The sequence below is a fragment of the Gemmatimonadaceae bacterium genome, from assembly GCA_036003045.1.
Classification (GTDB): Bacteria; Gemmatimonadota; Gemmatimonadetes; order Gemmatimonadales; family Gemmatimonadaceae; genus JAQBQB01.
In genome coordinates this window covers 39,145-65,487 of record DASYSS010000052.1, presented here as the reverse complement: position 1 = coordinate 65,487, position 26,343 = coordinate 39,145, and the positions used below count along the sequence as shown (strand labels likewise).

Annotated in this window: 22 protein-coding genes; 14 read left to right on the top strand and 8 right to left on the bottom strand. The window is 66.9% G+C overall.

Going from position 1 to position 26,343, the window contains the following annotated elements; all coding sequences use genetic code 11:
• Window positions 1-309: 309 nt before the first annotated feature.
• Both VGQ44_13815 and VGQ44_13810 read right to left on the bottom strand, forming a co-directional pair.
• Window positions 310-3,162, bottom strand: coding sequence for a molybdopterin-dependent oxidoreductase (locus tag VGQ44_13815; GenBank protein ID HEV8447902.1), 2,853 nt, complete (start codon window positions 3,160-3,162; stop codon window positions 310-312).
• Window positions 3,159-4,670, bottom strand: a complete 1,512-nt coding sequence (locus VGQ44_13810; GenBank protein HEV8447901.1) for a 4Fe-4S dicluster domain-containing protein — start codon at window positions 4,668-4,670, stop codon at window positions 3,159-3,161. Before VGQ44_13810 ends, VGQ44_13815 begins: the two co-directional genes overlap by 4 nt.
• Before the next feature lie 178 nt (window positions 4,671-4,848).
• Here VGQ44_13810 and VGQ44_13805 point away from each other — a divergent pair, with 178 nt between their 5' ends.
• Both VGQ44_13805 and VGQ44_13800 read left to right on the top strand, forming a co-directional pair.
• Window positions 4,849-5,277, top strand: a complete 429-nt coding sequence (locus VGQ44_13805; protein ID HEV8447900.1) for a nuclear transport factor 2 family protein — start codon at window positions 4,849-4,851, stop codon at window positions 5,275-5,277.
• A gap of 25 nt (window positions 5,278-5,302) precedes the next feature.
• Window positions 5,303-6,013, top strand: a complete 711-nt coding sequence (locus VGQ44_13800) for an amino acid racemase (GenBank protein HEV8447899.1) — start codon at window positions 5,303-5,305, stop codon at window positions 6,011-6,013.
• A gap of 43 nt (window positions 6,014-6,056) precedes the next feature.
• On the opposite strand, the gene VGQ44_13795 is transcribed toward VGQ44_13800, so the two are convergent.
• Window positions 6,057-6,995 (bottom strand): NAD(P)-dependent oxidoreductase, encoded by a 939-nt coding sequence (locus VGQ44_13795; GenBank protein HEV8447898.1) that lies wholly within the window; start codon window positions 6,993-6,995, stop codon window positions 6,057-6,059.
• 35 nt (window positions 6,996-7,030) lie between these two features.
• Window positions 7,031-9,325: a hypothetical protein gene (locus VGQ44_13790; GenBank protein HEV8447897.1), complete on the bottom strand. Its 2,295-nt coding sequence runs from the start codon at window positions 9,323-9,325 to the stop codon at window positions 7,031-7,033.
• Between the two features lie 124 nt (window positions 9,326-9,449).
• Here VGQ44_13790 and VGQ44_13785 point away from each other — a divergent pair, with 124 nt between their 5' ends.
• From VGQ44_13785 to VGQ44_13740, 10 genes are all read left to right on the top strand, one after another.
• Window positions 9,450-10,550 (top strand): efflux RND transporter periplasmic adaptor subunit, encoded by a 1,101-nt coding sequence (locus VGQ44_13785; GenBank protein HEV8447896.1) that lies wholly within the window; start codon window positions 9,450-9,452, stop codon window positions 10,548-10,550.
• The gene (locus VGQ44_13780) at window positions 10,547-11,248 is read left to right on the top strand and encodes an ABC transporter ATP-binding protein (protein ID HEV8447895.1); all 702 of its coding nucleotides are present in this window, start codon (window positions 10,547-10,549) and stop codon (window positions 11,246-11,248) included. Before VGQ44_13785 ends, VGQ44_13780 begins: the two co-directional genes overlap by 4 nt.
• 35 nt (window positions 11,249-11,283) lie before the next feature.
• The gene (locus VGQ44_13775) at window positions 11,284-12,456 is read left to right on the top strand and encodes an ABC transporter permease (GenBank protein HEV8447894.1); all 1,173 of its coding nucleotides are present in this window, start codon (window positions 11,284-11,286) and stop codon (window positions 12,454-12,456) included.
• A gap of 39 nt (window positions 12,457-12,495) precedes the next feature.
• On the top strand, window positions 12,496-13,707 hold the full coding sequence (locus tag VGQ44_13770) for an ABC transporter permease (protein ID HEV8447893.1): 1,212 nt from the start codon (window positions 12,496-12,498) through the stop codon (window positions 13,705-13,707).
• Complete coding sequence (locus VGQ44_13765; GenBank protein HEV8447892.1) at window positions 13,704-14,390, top strand: response regulator transcription factor; 687 nt, start codon at window positions 13,704-13,706, stop codon at window positions 14,388-14,390. The genes VGQ44_13770 and VGQ44_13765 overlap by 4 nt, the downstream gene beginning before the upstream one ends.
• Window positions 14,391-14,413: 23 nt before the next feature.
• Window positions 14,414-15,442 (top strand): HAMP domain-containing sensor histidine kinase, encoded by a 1,029-nt coding sequence (locus VGQ44_13760; protein HEV8447891.1) that lies wholly within the window; start codon window positions 14,414-14,416, stop codon window positions 15,440-15,442.
• A gap of 84 nt (window positions 15,443-15,526) precedes the next feature.
• Entirely contained in the window at window positions 15,527-16,408 is an 882-nt protein-coding gene (locus VGQ44_13755; protein ID HEV8447890.1) for a hypothetical protein, read from the top strand.
• Window positions 16,405-17,346 carry a hypothetical protein gene (locus VGQ44_13750; protein HEV8447889.1) on the top strand — a complete coding sequence of 314 codons (942 nt, stop codon included), beginning with the start codon at window positions 16,405-16,407 and terminating at the stop codon, window positions 17,344-17,346. The genes VGQ44_13755 and VGQ44_13750 overlap by 4 nt, the downstream gene beginning before the upstream one ends.
• Before the next feature lie 235 nt (window positions 17,347-17,581).
• Window positions 17,582-18,979, top strand: coding sequence for an amino acid permease (locus tag VGQ44_13745; protein ID HEV8447888.1), 1,398 nt, complete (start codon window positions 17,582-17,584; stop codon window positions 18,977-18,979).
• On the top strand, window positions 18,976-20,094 hold the full coding sequence (locus VGQ44_13740) for a hypothetical protein (protein HEV8447887.1): 1,119 nt from the start codon (window positions 18,976-18,978) through the stop codon (window positions 20,092-20,094). Before VGQ44_13745 ends, VGQ44_13740 begins: the two co-directional genes overlap by 4 nt.
• Here the strand turns inward: VGQ44_13740 and VGQ44_13735 are convergent.
• The 4 genes from VGQ44_13735 to VGQ44_13720 all read right to left on the bottom strand — a co-directional run bounded on the left by VGQ44_13735 (window position 20,086) and on the right by VGQ44_13720 (window position 24,473).
• Window positions 20,086-21,636 carry a hypothetical protein gene (locus VGQ44_13735; GenBank protein ID HEV8447886.1) on the bottom strand — a complete coding sequence of 517 codons (1,551 nt, stop codon included), beginning with the start codon at window positions 21,634-21,636 and terminating at the stop codon, window positions 20,086-20,088. The genes VGQ44_13740 and VGQ44_13735 overlap by 9 nt on opposite strands.
• A complete protein-coding gene (locus VGQ44_13730) occupies window positions 21,633-22,559 on the bottom strand; it encodes an ABC transporter ATP-binding protein (GenBank protein ID HEV8447885.1) in 927 nt (308 codons plus the stop codon). The genes VGQ44_13735 and VGQ44_13730 overlap by 4 nt, the downstream gene beginning before the upstream one ends.
• Window positions 22,560-22,570: 11 nt before the next feature.
• On the bottom strand, window positions 22,571-23,011 hold the full coding sequence (locus VGQ44_13725) for a GntR family transcriptional regulator (GenBank protein HEV8447884.1): 441 nt from the start codon (window positions 23,009-23,011) through the stop codon (window positions 22,571-22,573).
• A gap of 64 nt (window positions 23,012-23,075) precedes the next feature.
• Window positions 23,076-24,473 (bottom strand): serine hydrolase domain-containing protein, encoded by a 1,398-nt coding sequence (locus VGQ44_13720; GenBank protein ID HEV8447883.1) that lies wholly within the window; start codon window positions 24,471-24,473, stop codon window positions 23,076-23,078.
• Between the two features lie 310 nt (window positions 24,474-24,783).
• On the opposite strand from VGQ44_13720, the gene VGQ44_13715 reads away from it, so the two are divergent.
• Window positions 24,784-25,965: a serine hydrolase domain-containing protein gene (locus tag VGQ44_13715; GenBank protein ID HEV8447882.1), complete on the top strand. Its 1,182-nt coding sequence runs from the start codon at window positions 24,784-24,786 to the stop codon at window positions 25,963-25,965.
• A gap of 122 nt (window positions 25,966-26,087) precedes the next feature.
• Window positions 26,088-26,339, top strand: a complete 252-nt coding sequence (locus VGQ44_13710) for a DUF4242 domain-containing protein (GenBank protein ID HEV8447881.1) — start codon at window positions 26,088-26,090, stop codon at window positions 26,337-26,339.
• Window positions 26,340-26,343: the final 4 nt, after the last annotated feature.

The window sequence follows — 26,343 nt, the reverse complement described above, 5'->3', positions numbered from 1 at the left end:
CGGTCACCACCAACCTCGCGGCGTGCCTTACGAGGACGTACCTTCCCCCGTCTCCTCCCACCCGTGTCCCCCGGCCCTCGACGATGAGGTCCCCCTGACTTCGGATCTGCGGCGCAACTCCAAAAAAAACGCTCGGCGTACGAAGCGAAGGGCGACACGGCGAAAGCGTCGCGCAATATCGCGCGCTCGTGGAGCAGTGGAAGACCGCGGACCCTGAACTGCAGCCGCGCGTCGCGGAAGTGCGGAAACGGCTAGAGGCGCTTACGCCCGTCGAGCGGCCCCGCAAACACTAGCGTTTCGCGCAGCGGTCTAGCGCTCTTCCGGAAGCCGATAGGCATCCATCGACGGCCGCAACGGTCGCAGCAACCAGTAGGGCCGGCGCATCCCATCCGGCCCCGGCGCCGGTCGCGTCTTCGCCAGCCACTCCTTGTACACGGCGTGACTCCGCGCTGTATCGACGACGATGTCGCCCTCCTGATCCCCTGGCTCCGCCTTCGTCACGCGCACTTTTTGGTGCCACGCGTGTGCGCCGCTGATCGGATCGGGATGCACGGGGAACGTGAGGTTCTGATGGACGCCGGCGCTCTGCCACCACACGCGACCCGAATCGCGATCGTCGCTGGCGAAGGGTTCGACGCCCTTCATGCGACGCATGCGCCAACGACCGTTGCCGCCTTCCTCGAGGCGAACGAGCGCGGAGCTCCAGCGATCCATACCTTGGTCGTCGGCGACGCGCCAGCGGCCCATGTGGTGCGAGCACGCGACGACGCCGGGGCGAATTCCTTCGGTGACCCACGCGGGAACCACGAAGTACCCGATCTCCGTGGTGACTCGCACGAGATCCCCGAGCGCGACACCGAGCTTCGCGGCGTCGCTCGTATGAATCCAGAGCGGGTTGGCGTGAGCGATCTCGTTCAGCCATTTCGCGTTTCCAGTTCTCGTATGCACGAGCACCGGGAGCCGGAAGGTCGGAACAAGCACGACCTCGCCCGCGTGTACGTCGAGCGCCGACGTCGCAACGTGGCTCTCGATCGACGTCGGAATCGCCAGCTCGGGCCAGCCCCACGCGGCGAGCGTTGGCGAGTAGAACTCGAGCTTGCCCGAGGGCGTCGGAAATCCACGAAGCGCTTCGCCGTCGACCATCACGCCCGCGGCGCGTCTGCCTTGGGAATCCGCCGGCGGGGCCGGCAACGGGACGATGTTCGTCGACGGCAGGGGCGCGCGCGCCGTGAATACGCGCTGCGTCCGCTCGTCGACGGACGACTCGGCCATCTCCTCTGGCGTCACCTTCGCCTCGTGCCGACCGTACGCGCCCACAGGAATCTCGAATGACGCATACTTACGCATGAACTCGAGCGGCGAGAGCTGCTCTCGCGCCGCCGCTTCGGGCAACCCGGGCACGGAGTTCTCGAAGATCCATCGATAGTACTCGTCGATGCGGAGCTTTTCGCCCGGCCGATACGGCGACTCGAAATGTTTGCGAATTCCCATCGAGCCGTCCGGGTCGATGCGCCACGACAACTCGATCCAGAATTCGTTCTCCTCCCAGACCTCGCCCGGGTTGACGTCGCGCGTATCGGCCACGTCGTGGCCGAGCCGCTCTTCGATCGCGCGCTTCACGGGCTGACGAAATCCGATCCAGCTTCCCGCGTGCGTCTCGAAGCTCGCCAGGTCGTGCCGCTCGCTGCCGAGTCCGACGGGCAGCACGTAGTCGGCGAACCAGGCGGTCTCGCTCCACACTGGCGTGAGCGCCGCGTGTCGGCCGATCATCGACTCGTCGCGCAGCGCCTCGATCCACGAGAACCCGTCGGGGTTCGTCCAGACCGGGTTGTACACGCGCGTGAAGTACACGTCGAGCGAGCCGCGTCCCTCCTTCAAGAAATGCGGAAGCAGGAAGCTCATCTCGAAGAACGCGAGCGGGTACTCCTTGGGCCACGTCAGCTCGTTCCACGTCGTCGGGTGCGGCGGCCGAGCGTGAGGCGCGGGCACGAACTTGGTCCACGAATTCGGAACGACGCCGCCTTCGGTGGCCACGCTCCCCGTGAGCACGTTGAGGAAAAAGAGACAGCGCGCCGTCATCCAACCGCCGAGGTTTCCCGCCGCGGCGGCGCGCCAATTGTGCGCGCTGAAGGCCGACCCCGCTTTGCCGATGGCGCGCGCGACCTCGACGATCGTTTTTGCGGGCACGCCGGTCTCCCGTTCCGTGCGCTCGGGCGTATAGTCGGCGTAAATTCGCTCGAGATCATAGGCGAATACGTCAAAGGTCACGGCGGCGCCGGGGTGGATCGCGCGAAGGTATTCTTCCCAGTTCACCCACCGACGCACGAACTCGCGGTCGTAGAGCTGCTCGCGGATCAGCACGTTGGCGATCGTCAGCAGCACGTCGACTTCGCTGCCCGGGTACGTCGGCAGCCAATGATCGGCGTGCGTCGCGGTGTTGGAGAGGCGCGGATCCATGACGACGATCGTCGCGCCTCGCTGCTTGGCCTCGATGATTCGTTGCGCGTGCGGATTGAAGTAGTGCCCGCTCTCGAGATGCGCCGAAATGAGCAGGATGCACTTCGCGTTCGCGTAGTCGGGGCTCGGCCGGTCCATCCCCATCCAGAACGCGTAGCCGGCGCGCGCGCCCGACGAGCAGATGTTCGTGTGGCTGTTGTGTCCATCGACGCCCCACGCGGCGAGCACCCGCTCGGTGTAGCCATCTTCACCCGGGCGCCCGACGTGGTACATGATCTTGTTCGGCGTGCGCGCCTGAATCGCGCGGCGGATGCGGCCGGCGAGGTCGTCGAGCGCGTCGTTCCACGTCACGCGCTCCCACTCCCCCTCGCCGCGCGCGCCCACACGCCGCAGCGGAAAGAGGATTCGCTCGGGGTCCGCGATCTGGTTGAGCGTCGCGGGCCCTTTCGCGCAATTCCGCCCGCGACTGCCGGGATGGTACGGATTGCCCTCGAACTTGCGGACTTCCTTCGTCTCATTGTCGACGTACGCGACGAGTCCGCACGCCGCCTCGCAATTGAAGCAGGTCGTTGGAACGAGACTGTAATGTCGTCCGCGTTCGACCCAATCGTTCCACCGCTCGACCGGCGGGAACGCAGAGAAGCCCTTCTGCATCCGACCGTCGTCGGAGGGATGAAGACTTTCCCGAGATGACGTCGCGCTCATGAGATGGGCGGGCCCTGTCCGGCGAGAATGAACGCGTGGCCGTGGAGCCACAGCCCCGCGAGCGCGAGCAGCGGCGCGGCGAGGAGTCCGGCCAGTCCGGCGAACGCGAGCGGCACCGCGAGCACGACACCGAGTGCCAACGAGAGCCAGAAGAGACGCGCCTGCGTGCCGCGCGTGAGCGCGTGTGCCGCGGCCGTCGCGTTCGACGTGTGGTGTCTTTTGAACCCGTCGGCCAGCGCGAGCGCGCCGGCGGCGATCGCCGCGACGACGAACGCGTCGACGAGCGAGCGAGATCCGCTGATCCCGCTCACGGCGTCGGCGAAGATCAGGACGGCGAGACCTCCGGCGAACGCGTGAACCAGGAGATGCGGCAACAGGAGACGGCTCTGCCAGAGATCGCGCCCCTCGCATTGCGCGAGGAGCGGCGCGGTGTAACCGGCGGTCAACGCGCCGCCGACGACGAGCAGCCCCGCGATGACGCCGCGAAGCGCCGCCGACTCGAACCACGCGAGCGCGAGCCACACGGTCAGCAGCACACCGTAGATCGTGATGATCACCGCGCCACGGGCGAGCCAACTTCGCCATTGTGGCCGAGTGAGAATTGTCCAAAAACGCTCGGGACGCTTGAGGTCACCGACAAGAAGAGCGCCGGTGATGCCGAGAAAAACGAGCGCGACGATCGGCGCGACGATGCGTAGCAACCGGTCGCCGAGTCCGAGATCGACGAACTGGCCGATCCCGGCGAGCATGCCGAGCCCCGCGGCGATTCCTTTCGTCCAGATGTACGACGAGACCGGCCAGCCCCACGTGCGTTGCCGCGGCACGTCGTACGCCACTCTCGCCGGCGGCGCGGCCTTCTCTTTGTAGAGGGGAAGCGGAGTGCGTTCGCGTCGGTCCCGCGCCCCACGATCCGACCACATATAGGTAGCGTCGTGCCGCGCCGCCAACGGCTCGAGCGTGGCGTCGTGCGCGCCGATGTAGAACGCGTGCGGATGCGTGCCCTGCTCCGGCCGCCGTACGCTGACGTCGTGCTCCTTCAGCGCGCGACTGACCTTGCTCGTCGGGTCCTCGAGGTCGCCGAAGAGGAGCGCTTCCTCCGGACAGACGACGACGCACGCCGGCAACAGCCCTTCGTCGACACGGTGCGAGCAGAAGTTGCATTTCGCCGCCGTGTTCGAGTCGGGATCCATGTAGATCGCGTCGTACGGGCAGGCCTGCATGCACGCTTTGCACCCGATGCACGCATCGTGGTCGAAGTCCACGAGACCATCCGGCCGCTGATACATCGCCGTGACCGGACAGACTTCGACGCACGGCGGGTCCTCGCAATGGTTGCAACGAAGAACCGCGAAGTGCCGCTTGACCTCGGGGAACGTTCCGACTTCAACGTTCTTCACCCACGTCCGGAACACGCCGACCGGCACATCGTTTTCGGACTTGCACGCCGTAGTGCAGGCGTGACAGCCGATGCAGCGGGTTTGGTCGATGACCCAGGCCCAACGGGTCATCGTGCGACTGATCTCGAGATGGCCGGCTCCGTCGTGGGGGCGCGGAGGGATACTAACCCGGGAGACGGCGCAACCGCTACGTTCTTGGTCCTTCCCGGAGGTATTAGTATCGCGGAACTCGACGCCTGCGTTGCACCGACGGCCTCCCTCACAACTCGACACGCGTCCAATACGACCCATGGCGCGCCTCCCCACCCTTGCCCGCTCCCTCCTCATCGCCCTCCTCGCCTCGCGCCTCGAGGCCCAAAGCGACTGGGCCAAGCTGGTCCAACTGAATCGCGGCTACGTCGACGCGTTCATGAAGGGCGACGCGGCGTGGTATGACACGCACCTCGCGCCGGAGTTCGAGTGCCTCTGCCCCGACGGCTCGGTCGTGCGACGGGCGGATTTTCTCGCCGCGGCGCAACGGCCGATGACGAATCGCTCGTTCAACCTCGACAGCGTGCGCGTCAAGCTCCTCGGCGACGTCGCCGTGATCACCGCGATCACGCCATTCGTACGCGCCGACGGTACCACCGGCACGAACCGCTACACGGACATCTGGGTCAAACGCTCCGGCAGTTGGCTCGCGTTGCAAGCGCAGATCACCCCGGTGCGAGGCAGGTAGCGTCTCGCGCCTGGAAGGCCATCGTATGCTTCAACCGCATATGACCATAGTCGGCCTCGTCGGTGGACTCGGCCCCGAATCAACCATCGACTACTATCGGCGCATCCTCGACGGCTGGGCCAAGCACGATTCATCGTCGGCGCCTTCGATCGTCATCGACAGCCTCGACTCGACACGAGCGCTGCGGCTCGTCGCGGACGATCGCGCGGCGTTCACCGATTACCTGCTCGGGTCGATCGGGCGACTGACGGGGGCCGGAGTCGACTTCGTCGCGATGACGGCGAATACGCCGCATCTCGTGTTCGATGAGTTGGCGGCCGCGTCGTCCGTCCCGTTGCTCAGCATCGTCGAAGTGTGCGCCGGGGAAGCCCGTCGGCGCGGTCTTCGGCGGCCGCTGCTGCTTGGCACGCGATTCACCATGCAGGCGGATTTCTACCCGGCCGTCTGCGCGCGTTACGGGGTCGACGTCGTCGTGCCCGACGAAACGGAGCGCGCGTGGATCCACGCCCGGTACGTCGAGGAGCTGCTCAAAGGCGACTTTCGGGACGCAACACGCGACGAGCTCATTGCGCTGGTTCGCCGGGTGCGCGATCGCACCCACGCCGACGGAATCATCCTCGGCGGCACCGAGCTGCCCTTGCTGTTGCGAGCGCCGACCATCGCCGACCTTCCCGTACTCGACACCACCGAGTTGCACGTGGCGGCAATCGTGAGTCGATTGCTCGAGCGGGAGTAGTCAGCCACGGCGTTCACAGATGGCGATTCGTTGCACGTCGCCGTCACATCGCAAGAAAGGCCTCGACGTTCCGAACCGCGCGCCGAAGGCCGAGCTCGATCACCTCCGGCGTCATCCCGGCGTTGTGCGGAGTGAGTACGACGTTCGGCAGCGAGAGCAACGGATCGGCGGCCGCGATCGGCTCCTCGTGAAAGACGTCGAGCGCCGCTCCCGCCATGCGCGAGTCACGCAACGCCGCGATGAGCGCCTCGCGATCGACCAGCGCGGCGCGCGCGGTGTTGACGAGGAACGCGGTCGGCTTCATCAGTGCGAGACGCGCACCGTCGATGTAGCCCTCGGTCTTCTCGCTGAGGCGGAGGTGCAGCGACACCACGTCTGATTCGCGCAGCAGCTGGTCGATCGGCACGTGCTTCGCGCCGACGGCCGCCGAGCGTCCCGCGTCGTCGCCGAGCGTCGACGCCAGCAGCCGCATACCGAACGGCTTCGCGAGCTCGGCGACGCGTGTCCCGATCGCGCCCAGCCCGACGACGCCCAGCGTCTTGCCCTCGAGTTGCGTGAGCATGCCGCGCGGCCACTGGCCGGCGCGCACGGCATGGTCCAGAGCGGGAATTCGCCGCGTGATCGCCAGCATGAGCGCCATCGTGTGCTCGGCCACCGCGTTCGCGTTCACGCCCGGAGTGCTCACCACCGACACGCCGCGAGCGTTCGCGGCGACGTGATCGATGTGGTCAGTGCCCGTTCCCCACACCGATATGAGTCTCAACTTCGGCGCCGCGGCAATCACCTCCGCCGTGAAGCGCGCGTGAGCGCGGATGTTCACCACGACGTCGGCGTCGCGAATGCGCCGGATCAGCTCAGCTTCGCGATCGGCGCCGCGCTCAGTGTAAATGGCGACGTCGCCCAACTCGCGAAGCGCGAGCTCGGCGGCGGTGCCGGCGAGAGCCGGCGGAAAGTCGTCGGGGACGACGATGCGGATTGTCACAACGGAGAAAGATGGCCGGCACTGCCGACCGAGAGCTACCGGATCTCGAAGTAGAGGTCGAGCCGCCACTGTGTGCCGGGCGAGATCGCGCGTGCGACGTCGAGACGGATCAGGCCATCGAGCGTCGAGGCGCCAATGCCGGCCGACGACAACGGGTGCGCACTCGCGAATTGATCGCGATCGCCGGCCCATCCGAGATCGCCAAAGACGACTTGCCGAAAGAGCGGGTGCCCGGACGCGATCTGAGCGCGGCCGAACCAGAACGCGTCCCCGGCCGCGGAGCCCACACGATACGCGTGCACGGTGTACGGGCCGCCGAGGTACCAGAAACGCTGCACGGGCATTTCGCCGAGCGAGGATCCCGCCGCGCCGGTGAGGGTCAGCTGCTTGTCGCCGCCGAACCCATGGGCGATGGTCAGCTCCGTCATTCCGCGCGCGTAGGTGTCGCGCCAGCGCGCAGCCTCGATGCGCGTGTTGCCGCTGACGACGAGTCCGCGCGGATCCAAGCCCCACGAGTACGCCACGCCGCCCGCGACGCCCGCCACGAAGCCTTCGTTCGCGACGATGTTGGTGTCGAATGGCGCGGCCTTGGAAACGTTGGCGAGCGAGCGCTGCGTCGCCACCTCCGCGGTCGTCTGCCGCTCGCCGAACACGCGCCACGAGACGGTGACGCGCTCGCTCGAGCTCTTTCGCACGCCGGTCAACTCGGCGCCGACCGTTCGAAAGTAGATGCCGTCGTCGCGACCGAATGCAGCGGCGGCGATCGAGGCGCCGAGTCCGAGCGGGTTTCCCCAGTCGTTCGCGGCGTCGAGACGCCGATAGAGCGTGCCGCGGATCGACGTCGCGACGTTGCCGCGCTGCAGGTACGCCTCGGCGAGCGGTTGATGGTCGGCGAATCCAATGCGCGCGAGCCCGCCGGCCGTGTAACCCTGCCCCAACTCTCCGTCCAAGCCGATTCCCGGCGACAGCCCTTCGATCCTGTTGTAGCGGAGCATGCCGTCGTCGATGCCGTAGTGAATCTTCGGCCGCTGCGGATTCCAGTCGGCCTGTTTGTCGATCGCGAGCGCCGACTCGGCATCGCGGCGCAGCGCCTGGAAGTCGGTGTTCGGAAAGAGCTCGTCACCCGGTGAGTAGATCGACGCTGGAAGCGACGCGAGCAACTGCTCGTTCGTGCACGGCATCAGCACGCGGAAGGGAATGCCCTCGGCGACGCGCACGGCCAGCTTGTCATCGCGCGCGAGAGAGTCGGGGGAATATCTCGCCGACGAGTCGCCGGGCGGGCGACACTCGCGTGAGCCGCGCGGTGAGCTCCACCAAACCGGGCGCCGCGGTCGACCGGTGCGCGGGTCGACGTCCGGCGCCGTCTCCGTGTTGGCGCGCGGCTGTCCCGCCGGCATCGAGGTGACGGACGTATACTCGAACGTCTGCTGGATAGAGAGCGTCACACGCGCGCCGGCGGCCGATCCTTCTCCGGTCGCGATCCGAGTCGTCGGCAACCAGAATTTTCCTTCGAACAGGCCGTGATCGACGATGATCTCGCGAATCGTTCCCGTGAACGGGCCGAGGTGCCGCACCGCCCCGGTGTCCTTGGGACTCATCTCGCGCTGCATGAACGGCCATAGGTCGACGGGGACCGAGGGCCGATAGGCCGCGCGCACGAGGTTCCCCGTCGCGACGTCCACCCAGAGCGAGCCGACGATGAGGCGTGACGACGGCCGGCGCGGCTGTACGCGGATCTCGCGAAGGTGGATCACGCGAGTGTCGGGGAGCCGAATGTTGATCGAGTCACCGAGCGAGAAGCGATAGACGCTGTCCGCGCCCGCCGCGAGCGGATGCTCGATCCAGTCCTTGAACTTCGGCAAGTCGTTCGCGACTTCGGTCGTCGGCCAGAGACGGTCCCGCCCCGGATAGAACGGAAGGATCAGTGGCACTTCGCCGTCATTGTCCGGCTCGGTCTTTACCAAACCGATGAGCGGCACGACGGCGCGGGCACCGATGACTTCGCCCCATGCGCCGAGCTTGTGGTCCCACCCGAGCCGCGCCACCGATTCGTAGCGCGCCGCGAGCCGCATTGCGCCGAGGGCGCCGAGAGTCCCGAGCGATCCTCCGCGCACCGCCGCGGCAACGCCAGTCCCGGTGAGCCCGGCCGCGAGCCCGATGCTGGATGACATCCGTTGCCGTGTGATGACCTGGTACGCGGCGAGCTCGGCGTCCTGCTGTAGCCGGGCGGCGCGAGCGCGAGCGACGAGCGCGGCGACGTCGGCCGCGGGCGCACGCGGCCGCCCGCCGTCCAGCTGGAGCGTGAAGACGAGAACGAGGGACGCGATCAACAGCGCAGGTCACCGGATGGGGTGCTTCGACCTACGCGGGGCCCGGCGCAGGGGTTTCGCCGGGCCAACGCTCTTTCACGCGACGGAAACAATCCAGCAATGCTCGCGGCCTATCGTTCGCTCCGTGAACAAGGTCGCTCTTGGGAGCGCTGGTCTCGCCGTCATCGTAGTCGCCGGTCTCGCTCTGGCCCGAACCGGCGCCACGCGCTCGACGGGGCCTTCGACGAGTGGCCCCACGGTCGTTCGAGTCACGAAACGAGACATCGGCTCGCAGGTAAAAGCCACCGGTGTCATCAAGCCTCGCGTCGGCGCGGAGGTGAAGGTCGGCTCGCGAATCTCCGGCGTCGTCAAGCGACTGTACGTGCAGATCGGCGACAGCGTCACCCAGGGCCAGCTGCTCGCCGAGCTCGACGACCGCGACCTCGTCGCGTTGCGCGATCAGGCCGCCGCGAACGTCAAGCAGCTCGAGGCAGCGCTGACCTTCGCCAAGGCCGACCTCGCGCGGAAGCGCGCGCTGTTCGACGCTAAGACCCTCGCGCAGAGCGACATCGATGCGGTCGAGCGCGACGTTGGTGTGGGCGAGCAGCAGGTCGCGGCGGCCCGCGCGAGTCTCGACTACGCGGCCGCCCAGGTGGCCTACGCGCGCATCACTGCGCCAATCGCCGGCGTCGTGTCATCGGTCGCGACCGAGGAGGGCGAGACCGTCGCCGCGAGCTTCTCCGCCCCGACCTTCCTCACGCTACTCGATCCGTCGCGGCTCGAGGTCTGGGCCTACGTCGACGAGACCGACATCGGACGCATCCGTTCGGGTCAGACGGCGCGCTTCACGGTGGACACGTACGGCGACGAAGAGTTCGAGGGGCGCGTGACCGCCGTGCATCCGACCGCCGAGATACGCGACAACGTCGTGGACTACGTGACCGTCGTGCAGTTCCAGCGACCGAAGAACCGCACGCTGCGCCCCGAAATGACGACCACGGTGCGAATCGCGTTGGCGACACGCGAAAACGTCCTCGCCCTGCCGATCCGCGCGATTCGCTGGCAGGGGACGCGCGCGTTCGTCCTCGTGCGGACTCGCAAGAGCGACGGGAGCGACAGCGTCGAGCGTCGATCGGTGACGCCAGGACTCAAGGACGAGACCTACTGCGAAATCGTGAACGGCCTTCGCGAGGGCGACGAGGTCCTCGTCGGCGACGTCAACACTCAACCACAGGGTTCGCCGTGATCGAGCTCGAGCAGATCGGCAAGCGGTATCAACGTCCGGACGGCGGAACGATCGACGCGCTCATCGGCGTCTCGCTGACGATCGCGCGCGGTGAGTTCATCGCGGTGATCGGAGCATCCGGTTCCGGAAAGTCCACCCTGATGAACGTGCTTGGCTTACTCGATGAACCGACGGGCGGCCGTTATACGTTCGAGGGGCAGGAAGTCTCGCGCTCGAGCGCGGCCGACCGCGCGCGGTTTCGCAACAAACGAATCGGCTTTGTCTTTCAGGCGTTTCATCTGTTGGCGCGCACGACGGCGCTCGAGAACGTCGAGCTTCCACTCGTTTATTCGGATCGCGATTCGACCGTCGGCCTCGCCCAGCGCGCGCTCGACGCGGTGGGACTGTCCGACCGGATGTCGCACAAACCGGGAGAGCTCTCCGGCGGCCAGCAGCAGCGGGTGGCGATCGCGCGCGCGCTCGTCAACGAGCCTGACCTCATCCTCGCCGACGAGCCGACCGGCAATCTCGATCCGCAATCGGCGGGCGAAGTGTTGCGAGTCCTACAAACGCTCAGCGCGAGCGGACGCACGATCGTGCTCGTGACGCACGACCCCGCGGTCGCCGCATGGGCACAACGCGTCATTCGACTCGATGCGGGACGCGTCGTCTCGGACCAGCGCTCAGCGACACAACGCGCGCTTCAGGAGGCGCTGTGAAGAGCTCACGTCTCCTGCAGCAGAGTGTCCGATCGATGCGCCGCTACCCCCTGCGCACGTTCCTCATGATGCTCGGCAGCATCGTCGGCGTGGCGGCGCTGACCTTCGTGCTTTCAGTCGGGCGCGGCGCGCAGGAAGTCATGTTGCGAACCGTGCGGCAGATCCTCGGCGACCAAGCCATCCTGATTCAAGCCGGCGGCGGCACGATGATGGGCGGCCCGCGCGGCGGCTCGGCGCGGCTCACGCTCGACGACATGGACGCCGTCGCCCGCGAAGTTCCCGAGATCGACGCGTGGGATCCGCAGGTGCAAAAGTTCAACGCGGCGGTGAAACGTGGCGGCGCCAGCGCCACGGCGCGGGTGCTCGGCGAGTCGGAGCGATGGTCGCCGGTGTGGCAGCGCGGCGTGTCGCGCGGGCAGGACTTCGACGCGGCGGCGGTCACCGGGATGGGACGCGTCGCGCTGATCGGCGAAACCGTCGTGCACTCGCTCTTCGCGGGCGAAGATCCGATCGGAGGCGAAGTCGAGATCGGGAACGTGCCGTTCCGCGTGATCGGCGTGCTCGATCGCTTCGGCGTCGACCTCCACGGCATGGACCGCGACAACGAGATCGTCGTCCCGGTCACGACGATGATGCGGCGCGTGAAGAACGTGGACGACATCTCCGGGGCCAAGCTCATCGTGAAAAATGCCGGTCGCGAAGAGGAGGCCGCCGAGCAGGTCCGTCGAGTGCTCCGCGCTCGTCACGGGCTCGCGGGAGACCAGGCCGACGACTTCCATATGATGACCTCCACCGAGATTCACAGGATGGAGTCAAAGATCGAGCGCGTGCTGTTGCTCTACGTACCGCTCGTCGGCGCCGTCGCGCTCGTCGTCGGTGGAATCGTCGCCGCGGTGATCATGCTCGCGTCGGTCAGCGAGCGGGTCGCCGAAATCGGGTTGCGCACCGCGGTCGGCGCGGGGCCCGACGACATTCGCCGCCAGTTCATGCTCGAGACCGCGACGACCATCGTGCTCGGCGGCGCCGCCGGCATCGTGCTCGGGATCCTCGCCGTCAAGCTGGCGACTCGTCGCATGCCCATCTCGGCACCGTTCTCGTGGAGCGCGGTTCTCGTAGGCCTCGCCGCGGCCGCGATCACAGGTCTGATGGCCGGGGTAGCCCCCGCCCGCCGCGCCGCGCACCTCAATCCTGTCGATGCGCTGAGGTGACGCCGTCCTACCGATCCACCGGCCCCCCGGCCTCCCGTCATGAAGCTTCGCCGCAACATCGGCACGTCGCTCCGTGCTCTCTTCTCCCACCGGCTCCGAACGTCGCTCGCGGTTTTGAGCGTGAGCATCGGCACAGCGGCGGTACTTGTCACGAACGCAATCGGCACCGGTGCCGACCGTGACATCCAGCGCGGCGTCGAGAGCCTTGGCGTGAACCTCATCGTCGTGCGTCCGGCGCTTGTACGGCGCACGGCAGCGCGGCGCGAGTTGAGCGGCGCCGTGAAGACACTGACGCTCGCCGACTACGACGCGATCGCGGAGTTGCCGGACATCGCCAGCGTGGCGCCGGGCATCGACGGCGCGGTGAAAGTAAAGTCCGGCACGCGTACCGTGCCGACGCAATTGCTCGGCACCACACCCGAGTTCTTCGACGTGCGCCGTTTTGGTCTGCGCAGCGGACGGCTCTTCGACGAGGACGACGATCGCGCCGCGCGGCGGGTCGTCGTGCTCGGCGCCCGCGTCGCCGACCAACTCGCCGATCCAGACATCGTCGGCAAGCAGGTTCGGCTCCGCGGCATTCCCTTCGACGTCGTCGGCGTGCTCGCGCCCAAGGGCGTGCTTGCCGACGGAGACGAAGACGACCAGGTCATCGTGCCGACGCGAACCGCGCTGAGACGTCTGCTCAACGTCGCCTGGCTGAGCGCCGTGTACGTGAGCGCGTCCGATCCGAACGCCGTCGGCACGACCGAAGCCGCGATTGACGGACTGCTCGCGCGCCGACACCCACCCCGCCAATCGATGCAGGCCGCGTTCGAGATTCAGGACGCGTCGCGCTTCTTCACGCTTCAGCGCCGGACGACCGACGCGCTCTCGAACCTCACGACCGTTCTTGCCGGTGTCGCACTCGGCGTCGGGGGTACGGGGATCATGGCATTGATGCTGCTCACGGTGCGCGAGCGCACGAGCGAGATAGGGCTCCGGGTGGCGGTCGGCGCAACGCCGCGAGACATTGTCATCCAGTTTCTACTGGAGTCTTCGATTCTCGCTCTGAGTGGCTGGACCGTGGGCGCGATGCTCGGTGGCGCGGGGGCGCTCGCGATCAGGCTCGCGTTGGGTTGGCCCGTCGCCGTTCCCACGTCAGCGCTCGTGTCGTCGTTCGGCGTCGGCCTCGTGATCGGCCTCGGGTTCGGCGCCGTTCCCGCGCGCCGCGCGTCGCTCGTGCAGCCGGCACGCGCGCTGGTGGCGGCGTGACGTCATCGCGCGTCCTGCTCATCGACGATGACGATCGGCTCAACGCCCTGCTCACCGAGTACCTCGGCAAGTTCGGCTACTCGGTACGCGCGGCGACGCGGCCGAGCGCGGGGCTTCGCGCGCTCAAAGCCGATCCGCCCGATCTCGTGATCCTCGACGTGATGCTTCCGGAGATGGACGGACTCGCCGTTTGCCGGAAGATTCGCGAATCGAGCCGAGTGCCGGTCATCATGCTCACGGCGCGCGGCGACGTCAGCGATCGCATCGTCGGCCTCGAGTTGGGCGCGGACGACTACCTCCCGAAACCGTTCGAGCCGCGCGAGCTGGTCGCGCGGATGCAGGCGGTCCTGCGACGTCGCGGCGACGACGAAGCCGACGCCGTGCGCGCCGGCCTGGTCGAACTGAATTGGACGACGCGTGTCGCGCGTTTGCGCGGACAGGAGCTCGTGCTCACGACCGCGGAGTTCGAGCTGCTCGGTTTCCTCGTGCGCAACCACGGAAAGGTTCTCTCGCGCGAGCGCATCATCGAGGGGACGCACGACATCAACTGGGCGGCGTACGACCGGTCCATCGACGTCCTCGTCAGTCGTCTGCGGCAGAAGCTCGGCGACGACCCCAAACGGCCGAGCTTCATCCGCACGGTGCGCGGTGTCGGATACAGCTTCGTTGGAGCCGGCGAGTGAACACCCCGAACGTTGGGGGGGGGATGCGTCAGCGATCGTCGGTGTTCGGCAAGCTGGCGGCGATCATGCTCGCGATGGCGCTGGCCCTCATGCTCATCACGACCGGCTTCTTCATCGCCCTCGTCCAGCCGACGCTCCACAAGCAGATGAGTCCCATCACCGCGCACGCGTGGCTGCTCGTTCTTTCATTGCTCGTTATGTCGGGGGTCGTGCTCACGACCCAGGCGGTGCTGACCAAGCTTTTGCGGCCGCTCCGCGTGCTGAACGAGGGTGTCACGCGCCTCGGCGAGGGCGACCTCGCAGTGAGCGTCCCGCGCACGACGACCGACGAATTCGGCACGCTCACCGACGCGTTCAACCGGATGGCCGGCCGAGTGCGCGAGATGATCACCGCACGCGACCGACTGCTCGTCGACGTGAGTCACGAGCTGCGGTCGCCGCTCACGCGCATGAAGGTCGCGCTCGAGCTGATGCCCGACGACGTGCAGCGCGCGCGACTCTCGAGCGACGTGGCCGAGATGGAACGGATGATCAGCGGACTGCTCGAGCTGGAGCGGTTGCGCGCCGGGCGCGGCGTGACGCTCGTGCGGCAGGACGTCGTGCCGATCGTGCGCGACATCGTCACGAGCTACGAGGACCGTCCGCCGGGCGCGCGGTTCACCACCACCGGCGCGCGCGAGGTTTTCATCGAGATCGACGCCGAGCAGCTCAAAACGGTGATGCGGAACCTGCTCGACAACGCGGTGAAGTACTCGCTCCCCGACAGCAAGGCGATCGCCGTGACGGTCGAGACGCGCGAGGACGGAGCGCGCATTCGCGTCGCCGACGACGGCGTCGGAATTCCGCGCGAAGACTCGGAACGCATCTTCGAACCCTTCTTCCGCGTGGACCGATCACGGTCGAAGGAGAGCGGCGGCTACGGATTGGGGCTGAGCATCTGCAAGCGCGTGATGGAGGCGCACGGCGGCGCGGTCGCGTTCGAGCCGGGGAGCGGGCGGGGAGCGACTTTTGTGCTGGGTTTCCCGAACGGAGTTGACACCAGCGTTCCCTAAATGCTTATTCGATCGAGGTAGCACGGCGCGATGAGGCGCCGGAACGTCGAGCGACTGTCTCGCTCCGTCCCCACCGCACTTCCAATGCATCGTTTGTTTCTCGCGGCCTGCGTGACCGCCCCGCTCGTTCTGCCACGAGCCACCGGCGCGCAAGCGAGCTCCGATCTCATTCCGCGCGACGTTGTCCTCGCCATTCTGCGCAACGCGGGAAACCAGCTTCAGGGCGGCGAGCCGGCGATCCTGCTCGGCGATCGCCTGCCGGACAACCTGGTCAACAAGGTCACGCTTCCCCGCGGCGCGCACGTCATGGCGACCCTCGAGTCGTGGTCCTCGACCGACGTCATCGGCACCACGTCCGCGCCCCCCGATTCGATCCGAGCGTGGTTCACCGACGAGTTCACCCGCCGCGGATACGAGCCGCAGGATTATCCGGGGCATCGAGAGCCGTTCCGGCCGGCCCAGGGCAGCGTGTCGGGCGGATTCTGTGGAGCGGGGACGTTCTTCACCTTGTCGGCGCAGCAACGCCAGCCGGGGCGCACGGAGTTCGTCCTTCGCGCGCGCCAGCAGCCGACCTGCACTCCGCAACAAGCGTACGGGTTCAACTCGACCGGATCGACGTGGTCGTCGGGCGGTTTCAACCCGCCCGCGCTGCCGCTGCTCGTGAATCCCAAGAACTCGGAGATCGCTCAACGCTGCGATCCTCGTGTCGGAGGAAACGGGAGCTCCAGCTCGACCCAGATCGGACTCGCGACGATCGCGACTCCCGATCAACTCACCGCGCATTACGCCAAACAGCTCGACAGCGCGGGATGGAAACGCGAGTCGCTCGCGCCGGGCGTCGTCACCACGTGGATTCGACGCGATTCGGCGGGACGTGACGTGCGCGTGCAGCTCACCGCGATGTCGAATCCCGCCACCCCCGATTGCCGCTGGCTCACCATGACCAGCCAGAGCGCCCACCCGTGACGCGACATTCACGTCTCTCAATCATCGCGGTCGCCGCTCTCGCCACGGCGACCGCCGCGGCGACCGCCGCGGCGCCGCGGAACCTCCGCGCCCAAGTGCGCCGCCTGACCGACGTACCGACCGATTCCGTGCCGAAGGCGCTGGTCGAAGCGGTAATCGATCCCATCGGAGCGATGCGCATGATGAGCGGCGGCGCTCGTCCGCGGTTGTTGATCGGCACGCTGCCGTCCGGACTCGCGCAACGGCTTTGGATTCCGCCAGGGTCGACCGTACTCGGCGGAATCGAATCGAGCGGCTTCGGCATCGCGATCATCCACTCGGCGATGTCGGAAGATTCGCTCAACGCAGGCTACGCCCGCGAAGAGCCGCGAATGGGCTGGACGCTCCCGCCCGCGCGCACGTCCGCGGCACCGGCGATGGGATTCGTGCAGGCGCCGACCACGCTGGCGGTCGTCAACGGCGTGGTGGAGGGAGGCTTGTTTTGCTCCGGCGGCACCACCCTCTCGATCTCCGTCTCGCCGCTCGACCCGCTGACGCGAGAGATTCGCGCAACGGCGATGAACACGTCGGACATGCGCTGCCAGACGCCCGCCTCAGCGCCGCGCACCGTGATTCCCGGCCGGCCCAACTATCCGACCCTGGTCAACCCAGCCGGCAGCGGCCCTGGTTACGTGCCCTGCGCGAGTTGGAACTCGATGGGCGGAGGCGGAACGACGAGGCTGCAGACCAACATGAGCGCGGATGACGTGTTGCAGCACTACGGAAAGCAGCTCGCCGACTCCGGCTGGACTCCCGGCCCGGATCAGAGCGTATCGCGCAGTTGGTCACGTCGAGACAGCACCGGGACCCTGACGCAGCTCACGCTCACGACGCGGCTCGCGCCGTCGACCCCGGGCTGCGTCGAAGTACAGATGGACGTGCGGAGCCGCCGCCCGTGACGCTGGCCGCTACGAAGCGGTGAGATGACCGCCTCGCTCCGTTTCTCTCGTTCTCATGGTTGTGAGTCGCGTCGGCCGGACTCCCTGACCGAATTCCGCGGCGAATAGAGCTCGGGGCGAAGCGGCCCCAGGAGCGGGCGTCGTTCCTGGCACACTTTGATTCATGGCCGGGGCTCGACAGGACGCTCGTTAAAGACCTATGTTGGTCGTCCCCTGAACGATTTCCGGGCGTGTCATGAGCACCGCATCGGTTTCATCCGCCCCCCCCGACAGCCAGCTCCCGCAAGACCGGCTCTCGCGACAGCTCGGCGTCGTGAGCCTGACCGCGCTGCTCGTCGGCCTCGCGATCGGCAGCGGAATCTTTCGCGTTCCGAGCACGGTCGCCGCGCAAATCGGATCGGTCGGCGGCGTCGCGATCATTTGGGTCGCGGGCGCTTTGGTTGCACTCGCCGGTGCGCTCCCGATCGTCGCCGTCACCACCGCGCTACCCCGTTCCGGCGGCACGTACGTGTTTCTGCGCGAAGCGTACAGCCCGCTCGTCGGATTCCTGTACGGCTGGGTGAAGATGTTCGTCACCGGGCCGGCGGCGCTCGCCGCGCTGGCGCTGATCTTCGCCGAGTACACGAAGTCGTTCGCGACGCTGACGGACGGGCAGGTGCACCTCATCGCCGGCGGCCTCATCATCGCGCTGACGCTGGCGAACGCCGGGTCGGTTCGCTGGGGCGTCGCGCTCCAAACCGCATCGACGGCGGCGAAGGTGATCGCCCTCGCGCTGCTCGCCGTGCTCATCTTCGCGTTGGGCGATTCCGCGCACGGCGCGTTCGCGCATCCGGTGGCGTGGAGCGGCGTCACGATGTCGAGCTTCTTCACGGCGCTCATCGCCGTGCTCTTCACGTACACCGGCTGGATGGAGTTCACGTACGTCGCGGGCGAAGTGAAGGATCCCGTGCGCACGTATCCGCGGGCACTGTTCATCGGCATGGCGATCATCGTGCCGATCTACTTGATCATCAACACGGCGTATCTGTACACGTTGCCCTTGCCCGTCATGGCGAAGTCGTCGCTCGTCGCCGCGACGGCGGCGAGCGGTCCGCTGGGCTCGCGCGGCGCGGCGTTCGTTTCGGCGCTCGTGATGCTGTCGACCTTCGGCGCCCTGAACGGCTCGGTCATGGCGAGCCCGCGCGTCTGGTACGCGATGGCCAACGACGGCATCCTGATTCGCATGATCGGCGCCGTGCACCCGCGCCGTCACACGCCGTACGTTGCGCTCTTGCTCAACATGAGCCTCGGCCTCGTCGCCGTGTTCACGCACACGTTCGAGCAGCTCACGCGCACCTTCGTGCTCGGTCGCTGGCCATTCATCACGCTCGCCGTCGCGACGGTGTTCTTGGTGCCGAGGCGGCGGCCGGAGCTTGCCGCGCTCTGCCGGAGTTGGGGCTACCCCTGGGTGCCGGCGGCGTTCGTGCTGTTCTCGCTCGCGATGCTCACCAATGAGCTGTTGCGCCGGCCCGCCGACTTGCTGCCGAGCCTCGTGATTGTCGCGGTAGGAGTCGTGGTGTATTACGGCTCGCGTGCCGTCACCGCCTGGCGTACCACCGCACGGAGCCCGGCGCACGGCGCGGCGCGTCCGTGATCCATTTCGTCGTCACCGACAAAGGCAGCTGGTCGATCCGCGCGTACCTCGCCGACGATGGCGACGGGAGCGCGCTCGCCGACCGCATGCGCGTGGTGCTGTACAGATCGGTGGCGCACATGCAGCGGCTTCCGCTCGGCACGTGGGTGTTCACGGAGCTCGACCAGCTCGACGCGCCGCGCCGCGAGCTGGCGACGCTCGTCGCCGAGCGACTCGAGGCGCAGGGCTCGCGGGTTCGAATCCTCAACGATCCGCGGCAGGTTCTTCTTCGCGCCGATCTTCTGCGCACTGCGCACGAGGCGGGCGTGAACGAGCATCGCGTGTTTCCCGCGACGGAGACGCCGTCCGAGGTTCGCTATCCGGTGTTCGTGCGATTCGCGAACCAGCACATCGGCAATCTCACTCCGCTCCTCGACTCGCCCAAATCGCTCGCCGACGGGCTCGGGGCCTTGGTGGCCGACGGCCTGTCACAACGAGAGCTGCTCGTCGTCGAGTTCGCCGACACGAGGGACGAGTATGGCATCTATAGGAAGTACTCGGCGTACAATGTCGGCGGGAGCATCATCCCGAAGGCGCTCGAGCAGAGTCGAGATTGGATGGTCAAATGGGAGCACCGCGTCTTCGATCGCCAGCGCGCCGACGAGGAGCTCGCCTACTGCGAGACCAACCCGCACGAGGAATGGATCCGCGAGATGTTCCGTCTCGCGCGCATCGACTACGGCCGCATCGACTACGGTGTGCTGCGCGGCAAGCCGCAGCTATGGGAGATCAATACCAACCCGACGATCGGCCGCGGCCCGAATCCGAACAAGGTGAGGAAGCCCGAGGTCGTCGAGTACAAGCGGATGATCGCCGCCGCGCGCGCCGGATTTTACGAGCAGTTTCGCGATGCGTGGGCGGCGATCGACACACCGTCCGATGGCGCGATCGACGCGAAGACTCCAACGGCGCTCATTCGCACGATCGACCGCACCGAGAAACGGCGCAAGCGGACGGAGCGCGTGGAGTCGCTGCTCAACGTCGTCGCTCGTCAGAGTTGGCTGCGGCCGATGACGCGGGCGGTGAAGAACGCGCTGGCGCCGATTCTCGGGGGCCGAGAGCGAGCTTTACGGTAGCGTGAGTTCGGCCCGCACCGGGTAGCTGCCCGCCGAAATCCAGTCGATGCGCCATACCCGTGCCGCCTGAAACCACCCCTCAGCAAGTGGTGGGCGCGCGCGGCCTGGAAACGCTTCTCGTGTGTCGAGGCTCAAATCGGTCGTATACGCCTCGTCGCCCGGGAGCACGAGCGACGTCGACCCCGTGCTGACACCGTGAGCCTCCAACGGAAGCGCCTCGTGCCGAGCGTCGTTCACCAGGGCGTACGTGAGAACTCGGCTTCCACTCCGGTTCTGCAGGTAGAAATCACTCGCGGAGTGCGGAAGCTCTATCTCGTGGACCGTCAGCTGAGCGATTCCGGAATCCTCGCGCCACGAACCAAGCGAAATGCGGCGTCCGGGCGTTGCAAGGCGAGCGCCGACAGTCGTCGGCAGAATTCCCGCGACCCGAGGCATCGCGGCAAGAATGCGTCCGTGGATCGTGATCCTCTTGACGCCCTTGGCAACGAGCGGTTTCTGCCATTCCTGCGGTACGAGAACGATGGACGGCGCGTCGGTCGAGTCGCGATTGGGTGACAGCCACACAGCGCCGCCCAGCGACCGAGGACGCGTCGCGCCAAGCTCGGCGACCTCCTGCCCCTGAATTTGAGTCTTGTCGCCGTCGGCCAGCTCGAGATCAGCGTAGTCGAGACGGAACGTGATGCGCTCGTCGGGCCGCGCCGGCGTCGCGCGTACGGTGAGCTGTATCTGGCCCGGCCGGATCTGGTTTTGTGCCGACAGCGACAGTGTTATGGCATTCTCACGCGGCGCGCCCTCCACGACGGGTGGCGTCGGCGGAGACGAATCGGTATTCAGCGCGGCGACCACCCCGCACGCGACGAACAACGTGCCCGCGGCGATCGTGCGCCATCCCTGGTCGCGCCTCGCGTAGAGCCAGATGGGCAACGCGATACAGCCGAGGGTTCCAATCCAGGTGATCACCTGATCGAGCGAGATCCCTCGCGATGCGCTCCCGGCGTCGAACGAAACGCTGTTTCGCATGAACAGCATGGCCCATATATCCGACCCGATCCCGAACGCGATCGGAATGCCCACCAAGGCGACGACGAACGTTTTCAAGTCTTTCGTCATCGACGCGAGCGCCAGACCGAAGAGGAGCCACCGTCCGTATTCGAGGATCGACGTGGACAGGTGACGTGCGAGCGCCGTCCCGTGCACATCGAACGACGCAACGGTGATCGCCTGCGCGGCCAGCGGGACTCCGCCGACGACGATCGCGAGCACGAGAACCTTCGCGAGCAGCACCGCCGCCGGCGCGAGTGGGCGCGTCGTCCAAAATGCATCCGCGCGTATCGGCGAGTCGCTCTGCACCAGGATCGCCACGACGAGCAGCGCCGTCAGCACGACGAGGAACATCGACATTCCGAATACGCCCGCAGCGGCCCACTTGCCCGCAACGCGCACCCCGGCGGCCGCGACCACCGCGATGAACACGACGAATGGCCAACGAGATTCGCGGAGATCCTTCCGGGCAACGTGCAGCACCTGCGCGATTGCGGTCATGCTGAGATCCTCATGGTCCGCCCCTCCGCCGTCGCGCCGCTGTCGGCGACGGCGACGAATACCTCGCGGAGCGTCGCCGCGCGCACTTCGACGTGCGCGGCCGGGAAGCGCTCCGACAACTCGCTCTGCAATGCTCCGTCGTTCGCGGCCTCGGTGACGAAGCCAAAGCGGTTGCCTCCCCGCTCGAATGACATCCAGCCTGATTCCTGCCGGCCAATTGGCCAAGGCTCGCTCGCCGTCACTTCGACCCGCTTGAAGCGCGCATGCACGTCGTCCATTGACGCGCTGAGTCGCATCCTCCCTTCGGCCAGAATGCCGACGTGGTCGGCCAGCATTTCCAGCTCTCCGATGTCGTGCGACGACACCAACACGGTCCATCCCTCCGTCCCGGCCGACTCGAGCAGCCCGCGCACGAGCTCGTCCTTCACGATCGCGTCCATGCCGCTGAACGGCTCATCCATCAACAAGACCTTCGGACGCGGCGCGAGGGCGCAGAACAGCGCCGCTTTCATGCGTTCGCCTCGTGAGAAAGTTCGAATCGGCCGGTTCATGGGAAGCTGAAAGCGCTCGCGCAACCTCGCGGCGAGCGACGCGTCCCACGTCGGGTACAACGGAGCGACGTACGCCTCGAGCTGGTCCACCCGCATCCACGAGGGGAGCCGTTGCACCTCGTTCACGTACGCGACCGATGAGCGCTCGCGGTATGTGAGCGCGGAGGATTCCACCCCCAGCACACCGGCCCGTCCGCGCGTCGGACGCCGAAGGCCGGCGAGGATCTGCATCAGCGTGGTCTTTCCCGCGCCGTTCGGTCCGAGCAGGGCGAACAACGAGCCTTCGGGAATCGAGAGATCGACACCGTGCAATGCCTCGGTGCCCCTGCCGTAGCGATAGGTGAGTCCGACGGCGTTCACGGCTGCTTGCATCGTTTTCTCCATTAGTCGCCTCCACTCCGGCCGCCCCGCCCCCCGGTTTGGCGGCGATCCGACTCGTGATCATCGCCGAAGAGCGCGTCCCAGCGCGCGTCGACGGCATCGAGGACATCCTTGCGCGACGCGCCGAGCCGCTTGGCTTCGACGATCAGCTCCTCGACCTCACTCGAGAAAAGCGCTCGGCGATCCGCGGCGTTTCCGCGCGGGACTGCCGCGACGACGGTGCCGATGCCGGGACGCACCTCGAGCAGGCCTGCGCGAACGAGCTCGGCGACGATCTTCTGCGCCGTGTTCGGGTTGATCTTGAGCGCCTGGCTCAGCTCCCGCACCGACGGGAACGCGGCGCCCATGGCGAGATCGCCGGAGACGATCGCCCGCGTCGCGGCGTACACGACCTGGCGGTACGGCGACTCGCCGGGCTTGAGGGTGATGGAGAACGGGAGCACGATGGTGTACTATGCGACCTAGTACACCTAATTGTCAATGCCCCCGCCTAGGTTCATGCGACCGTCATGGTCGGCGCGGGCCCTCCATGCTTCCCCCGCCCTGCTGGAGACGCATGCGCGCGACCTTTCCGTTTTCACTGATGAATGTGACGCGCAGCGACGGATCGAACGCGGCCCCGAACACCCAGTTGCCGGCGTAGATGAGCGGGAACTTCCCCTGCCCCTCCCCTTCGGCCTGCGTCATCACTTGCCCGTTCTCGACCATGATGTGCACGACGAATTTCCCGCCGGCGCTCGGCGCGAGATCGTAGGTCCCCGACACCTTGTCGCGAACCGAATCCGGCAGCGCGACGGCGACAACCGGTATGGGCGTCGCGACCAGCGGCAGGCCGAACACGGCGCGGGAGATGTTGAGGCCGAGCGCATCCGGCCCGGCGTCGGCGTTGCTGAACACGACGACGTTCACGCTGTCATCGGGGAAGAAGGAGCTCGCCGTCGTGAATCCGTTGATGCCGCCGCTGTGTCCGATCAGGCGGTGCCCGTTGAGCTTTCCGGCGGCGAGCCCGAAGCCATAGGTCAGCGGCCGGCCGTTGTTGAGCGTGTCGGGCGTGGTCATGAGCGCGAACGAGCGCGCGTTGACGACACGGCCGCCTTGAAGCGCGCGCTGCCACTTCACGAGATCGCGCACCGTCGAGCAGAGCGCTCCCGCGCCGTGCGGGTGCGTCATGTCGAGATACTCGGCGGGCTTCGCCGTCCCCGACTCGGCCGAATAGCCGTCGGCGAATGTCGGGTCGCTCGGACGCGACGGACAATAGCTGGTCTGCGTGAGGCCAAGCGGCTTGAAGAGATCGTGCTCCAAGTAATTCGCGTACGTCTCGCCCGTGACCTTCTCGATGATCATGCCGAGGAGAACATACCCGGTGTTGCTGTAGCTCCACTTGTCGCCCGGCTTGAAATCGAGCGAATCGTGATCGACCAAGGCGACGATTTGTCGCGGCGAGAGCGACTGGCTCCACGTCTTTCGCCACGACGGTTCGGCCGTGTAGTTGTGGATTCCGGACGTGTGGTTGAGGAGCCGACGAATGGTGATGGTCTGTCCGTGCGTCGGCACGTCGGGCAGATACTTCGTGATCGGGTCGTCGATCGAGAGCTTTCCCTGCTGGGCGAGCCGCATGATCTCCGAGGACGTGAACTGCTTGGTGATCGACCCGATGCGATAGACCGTCGACGCGGTTGCCCGACGATGGTGCTCGACGCTGGCATCGCCGTAGCCCTTCATGACGAGCGTGTCGGAGCCGCGAAGCACGGCGACGGAGATCGCCGGCGTGTGAGTGCGGGCGAGGTAGTCGGCGGCGAGCGAGTCGACGCGCTTCGCGATTTCATCCTTCGACGGCTGCTGCGCTTCGGCCAATGCACCAGCGAGCGTGACTGCGATCACTGAGTAGACGAATCGTCGAAGCACCGGCGTCTCTCCGTTGTGGGATGTCGAGAAGTTGCCGAGTTGTGTCCGGTTTGTCGATCGGCTCGCGTATCCGCTCCAGACGGCGCGCCGACAGCGGCGGAGTTCCGCCGCACCGATCCGCGCGCCCGGAGTCTCGAGAGCTTGACGCCCGCGCACGTGCCGAGCGGGTTGACGCCGCCGGGCGCGCCGGTGCTCGGAGTGCCGCCGATCGAGCCGCTCGCGTCGAGGTAAAAGGCTGATTCCTGGGTGGTGAGAGTGGAACCCGCCGCCCCGTTTGCTCTGCCGGGGCGAATCGACCACAATGTTGGCTATGCGCACACTCGTCACTGCTCCACTCCTCGCCGCACTCATCGCCCCGCCGGCGGCGGCCCAAGCTCCTGCCGGCTGGAATGATTTCAAGAAAGTCTTTCAGTCCTACGTCGACAGCGACAAGGTCGTCGGCGCGAGCGTGGTCGTATTGAAGGCCGGCAGGGAGACCGGGCGTTACGACACCGGGTTCGCGGACCGAGCCGCCGGGGTGCGCGTCGACTCGCAGACGATCTACCATTGGGGCTCGATCACCAAGAGCCTCACCGGCATCTCGATCATGCAGCTCCGCGACCGTGGCAAGCTCTCGCTCGACGACAAGATCGTGCGTTGGGTGCCCGAGCTGCGCGCGGTGCACGACCCGTACGGCATGATGGACAGCATCACCATCCGCATGCTGCTGTCACACACCGCCGGATTCCAAGGTCCGACGTGGCCCTATGGCAACGACCAGCCGTGGGAGCCGTTCGAGCCGACGACGTGGAACCAGCTCGTCGCGATGATGCCGTATCAGACGCTGCAGTTCAAACCCGGCTCCCGGTACGGCTACTCGAATCCCGGTTTCATCTATCTGGCGCGCGTGATCGAGCAGATCACCGGCGACCCGTGGGACGCGTACGTTCAAAAGAACATCTTCGCGCCGCTCGAAATGAACCGGAGCTATTTCCGCGGCACGCCCTACTTCCTCGCCGCGCACCGGTCGCACAACTACTACGTCGGCCGCGACTCGGCGACGCGTGTCGTCGGCACGAGCGATAACGGGGCCGACTTCGATCCCGGGATCACGTCGCCGAACGGCGCCTGGAACGCGCCAGTGAGTGAGCTCGTGAAGTACGTCGCGTTTCTCACCAACGCCCTCGTTCCCGGCGTGACGCGCGAGCGTTACGACGTCGTGCTGTCGCGCGCGAGCCTCGAGGAGATGTGGAAGCCCGGACTGCCGATGTCGCAGGGGTACGAGTCAAACCCCAGCGAGTGGATGGGACTCTCCTTCTTCGTCCTCGACCGTGGCGGCCAGCGCATCCTCGGTCATACCGGGAGCCAGGCGGGCTTTCGATCGTTCTACTACTTCGACCCGAAGACGCAGGTGGGCATCGTCGCCGTGTTCAACACCACGAACCGCGCGGCGCCGGCGATGACACTCCAGCGTCAGATGAACGAGGCGGCTCTCTCGCTCCTCAAGCCCTGAGGCTGGACGCTCGGGCAAGCGAAGCGGCCGCTCAGTCATGCCCACGTGCGTCGGCCTTACCTAGGATTCGCCATCGGCGCGGAGCACGGTGCTCCGTGCGGCCCAATTCAGCGAGGACTCCCATGGCGTTGTTCATCGACATTCACAATCACGTTCCCGGGCTGACCGCCGACGCGGTCGCCGGTGCCCACAAGGTCGATCTCGACACGCAGGCGAAGCACGGCGTGAAATACCTCCAGTACTGGTACAACGAAAAGACGGGACAGGTGTTCTGTCTGGTCGAGGCGCCTGACAAGGAATCGGCGATCGCCGTACATCGCGATGGTCACGGGCTGGTCGCCGACGAGATCTTCGAGGTCGTCGAGGGGCACTAGCACG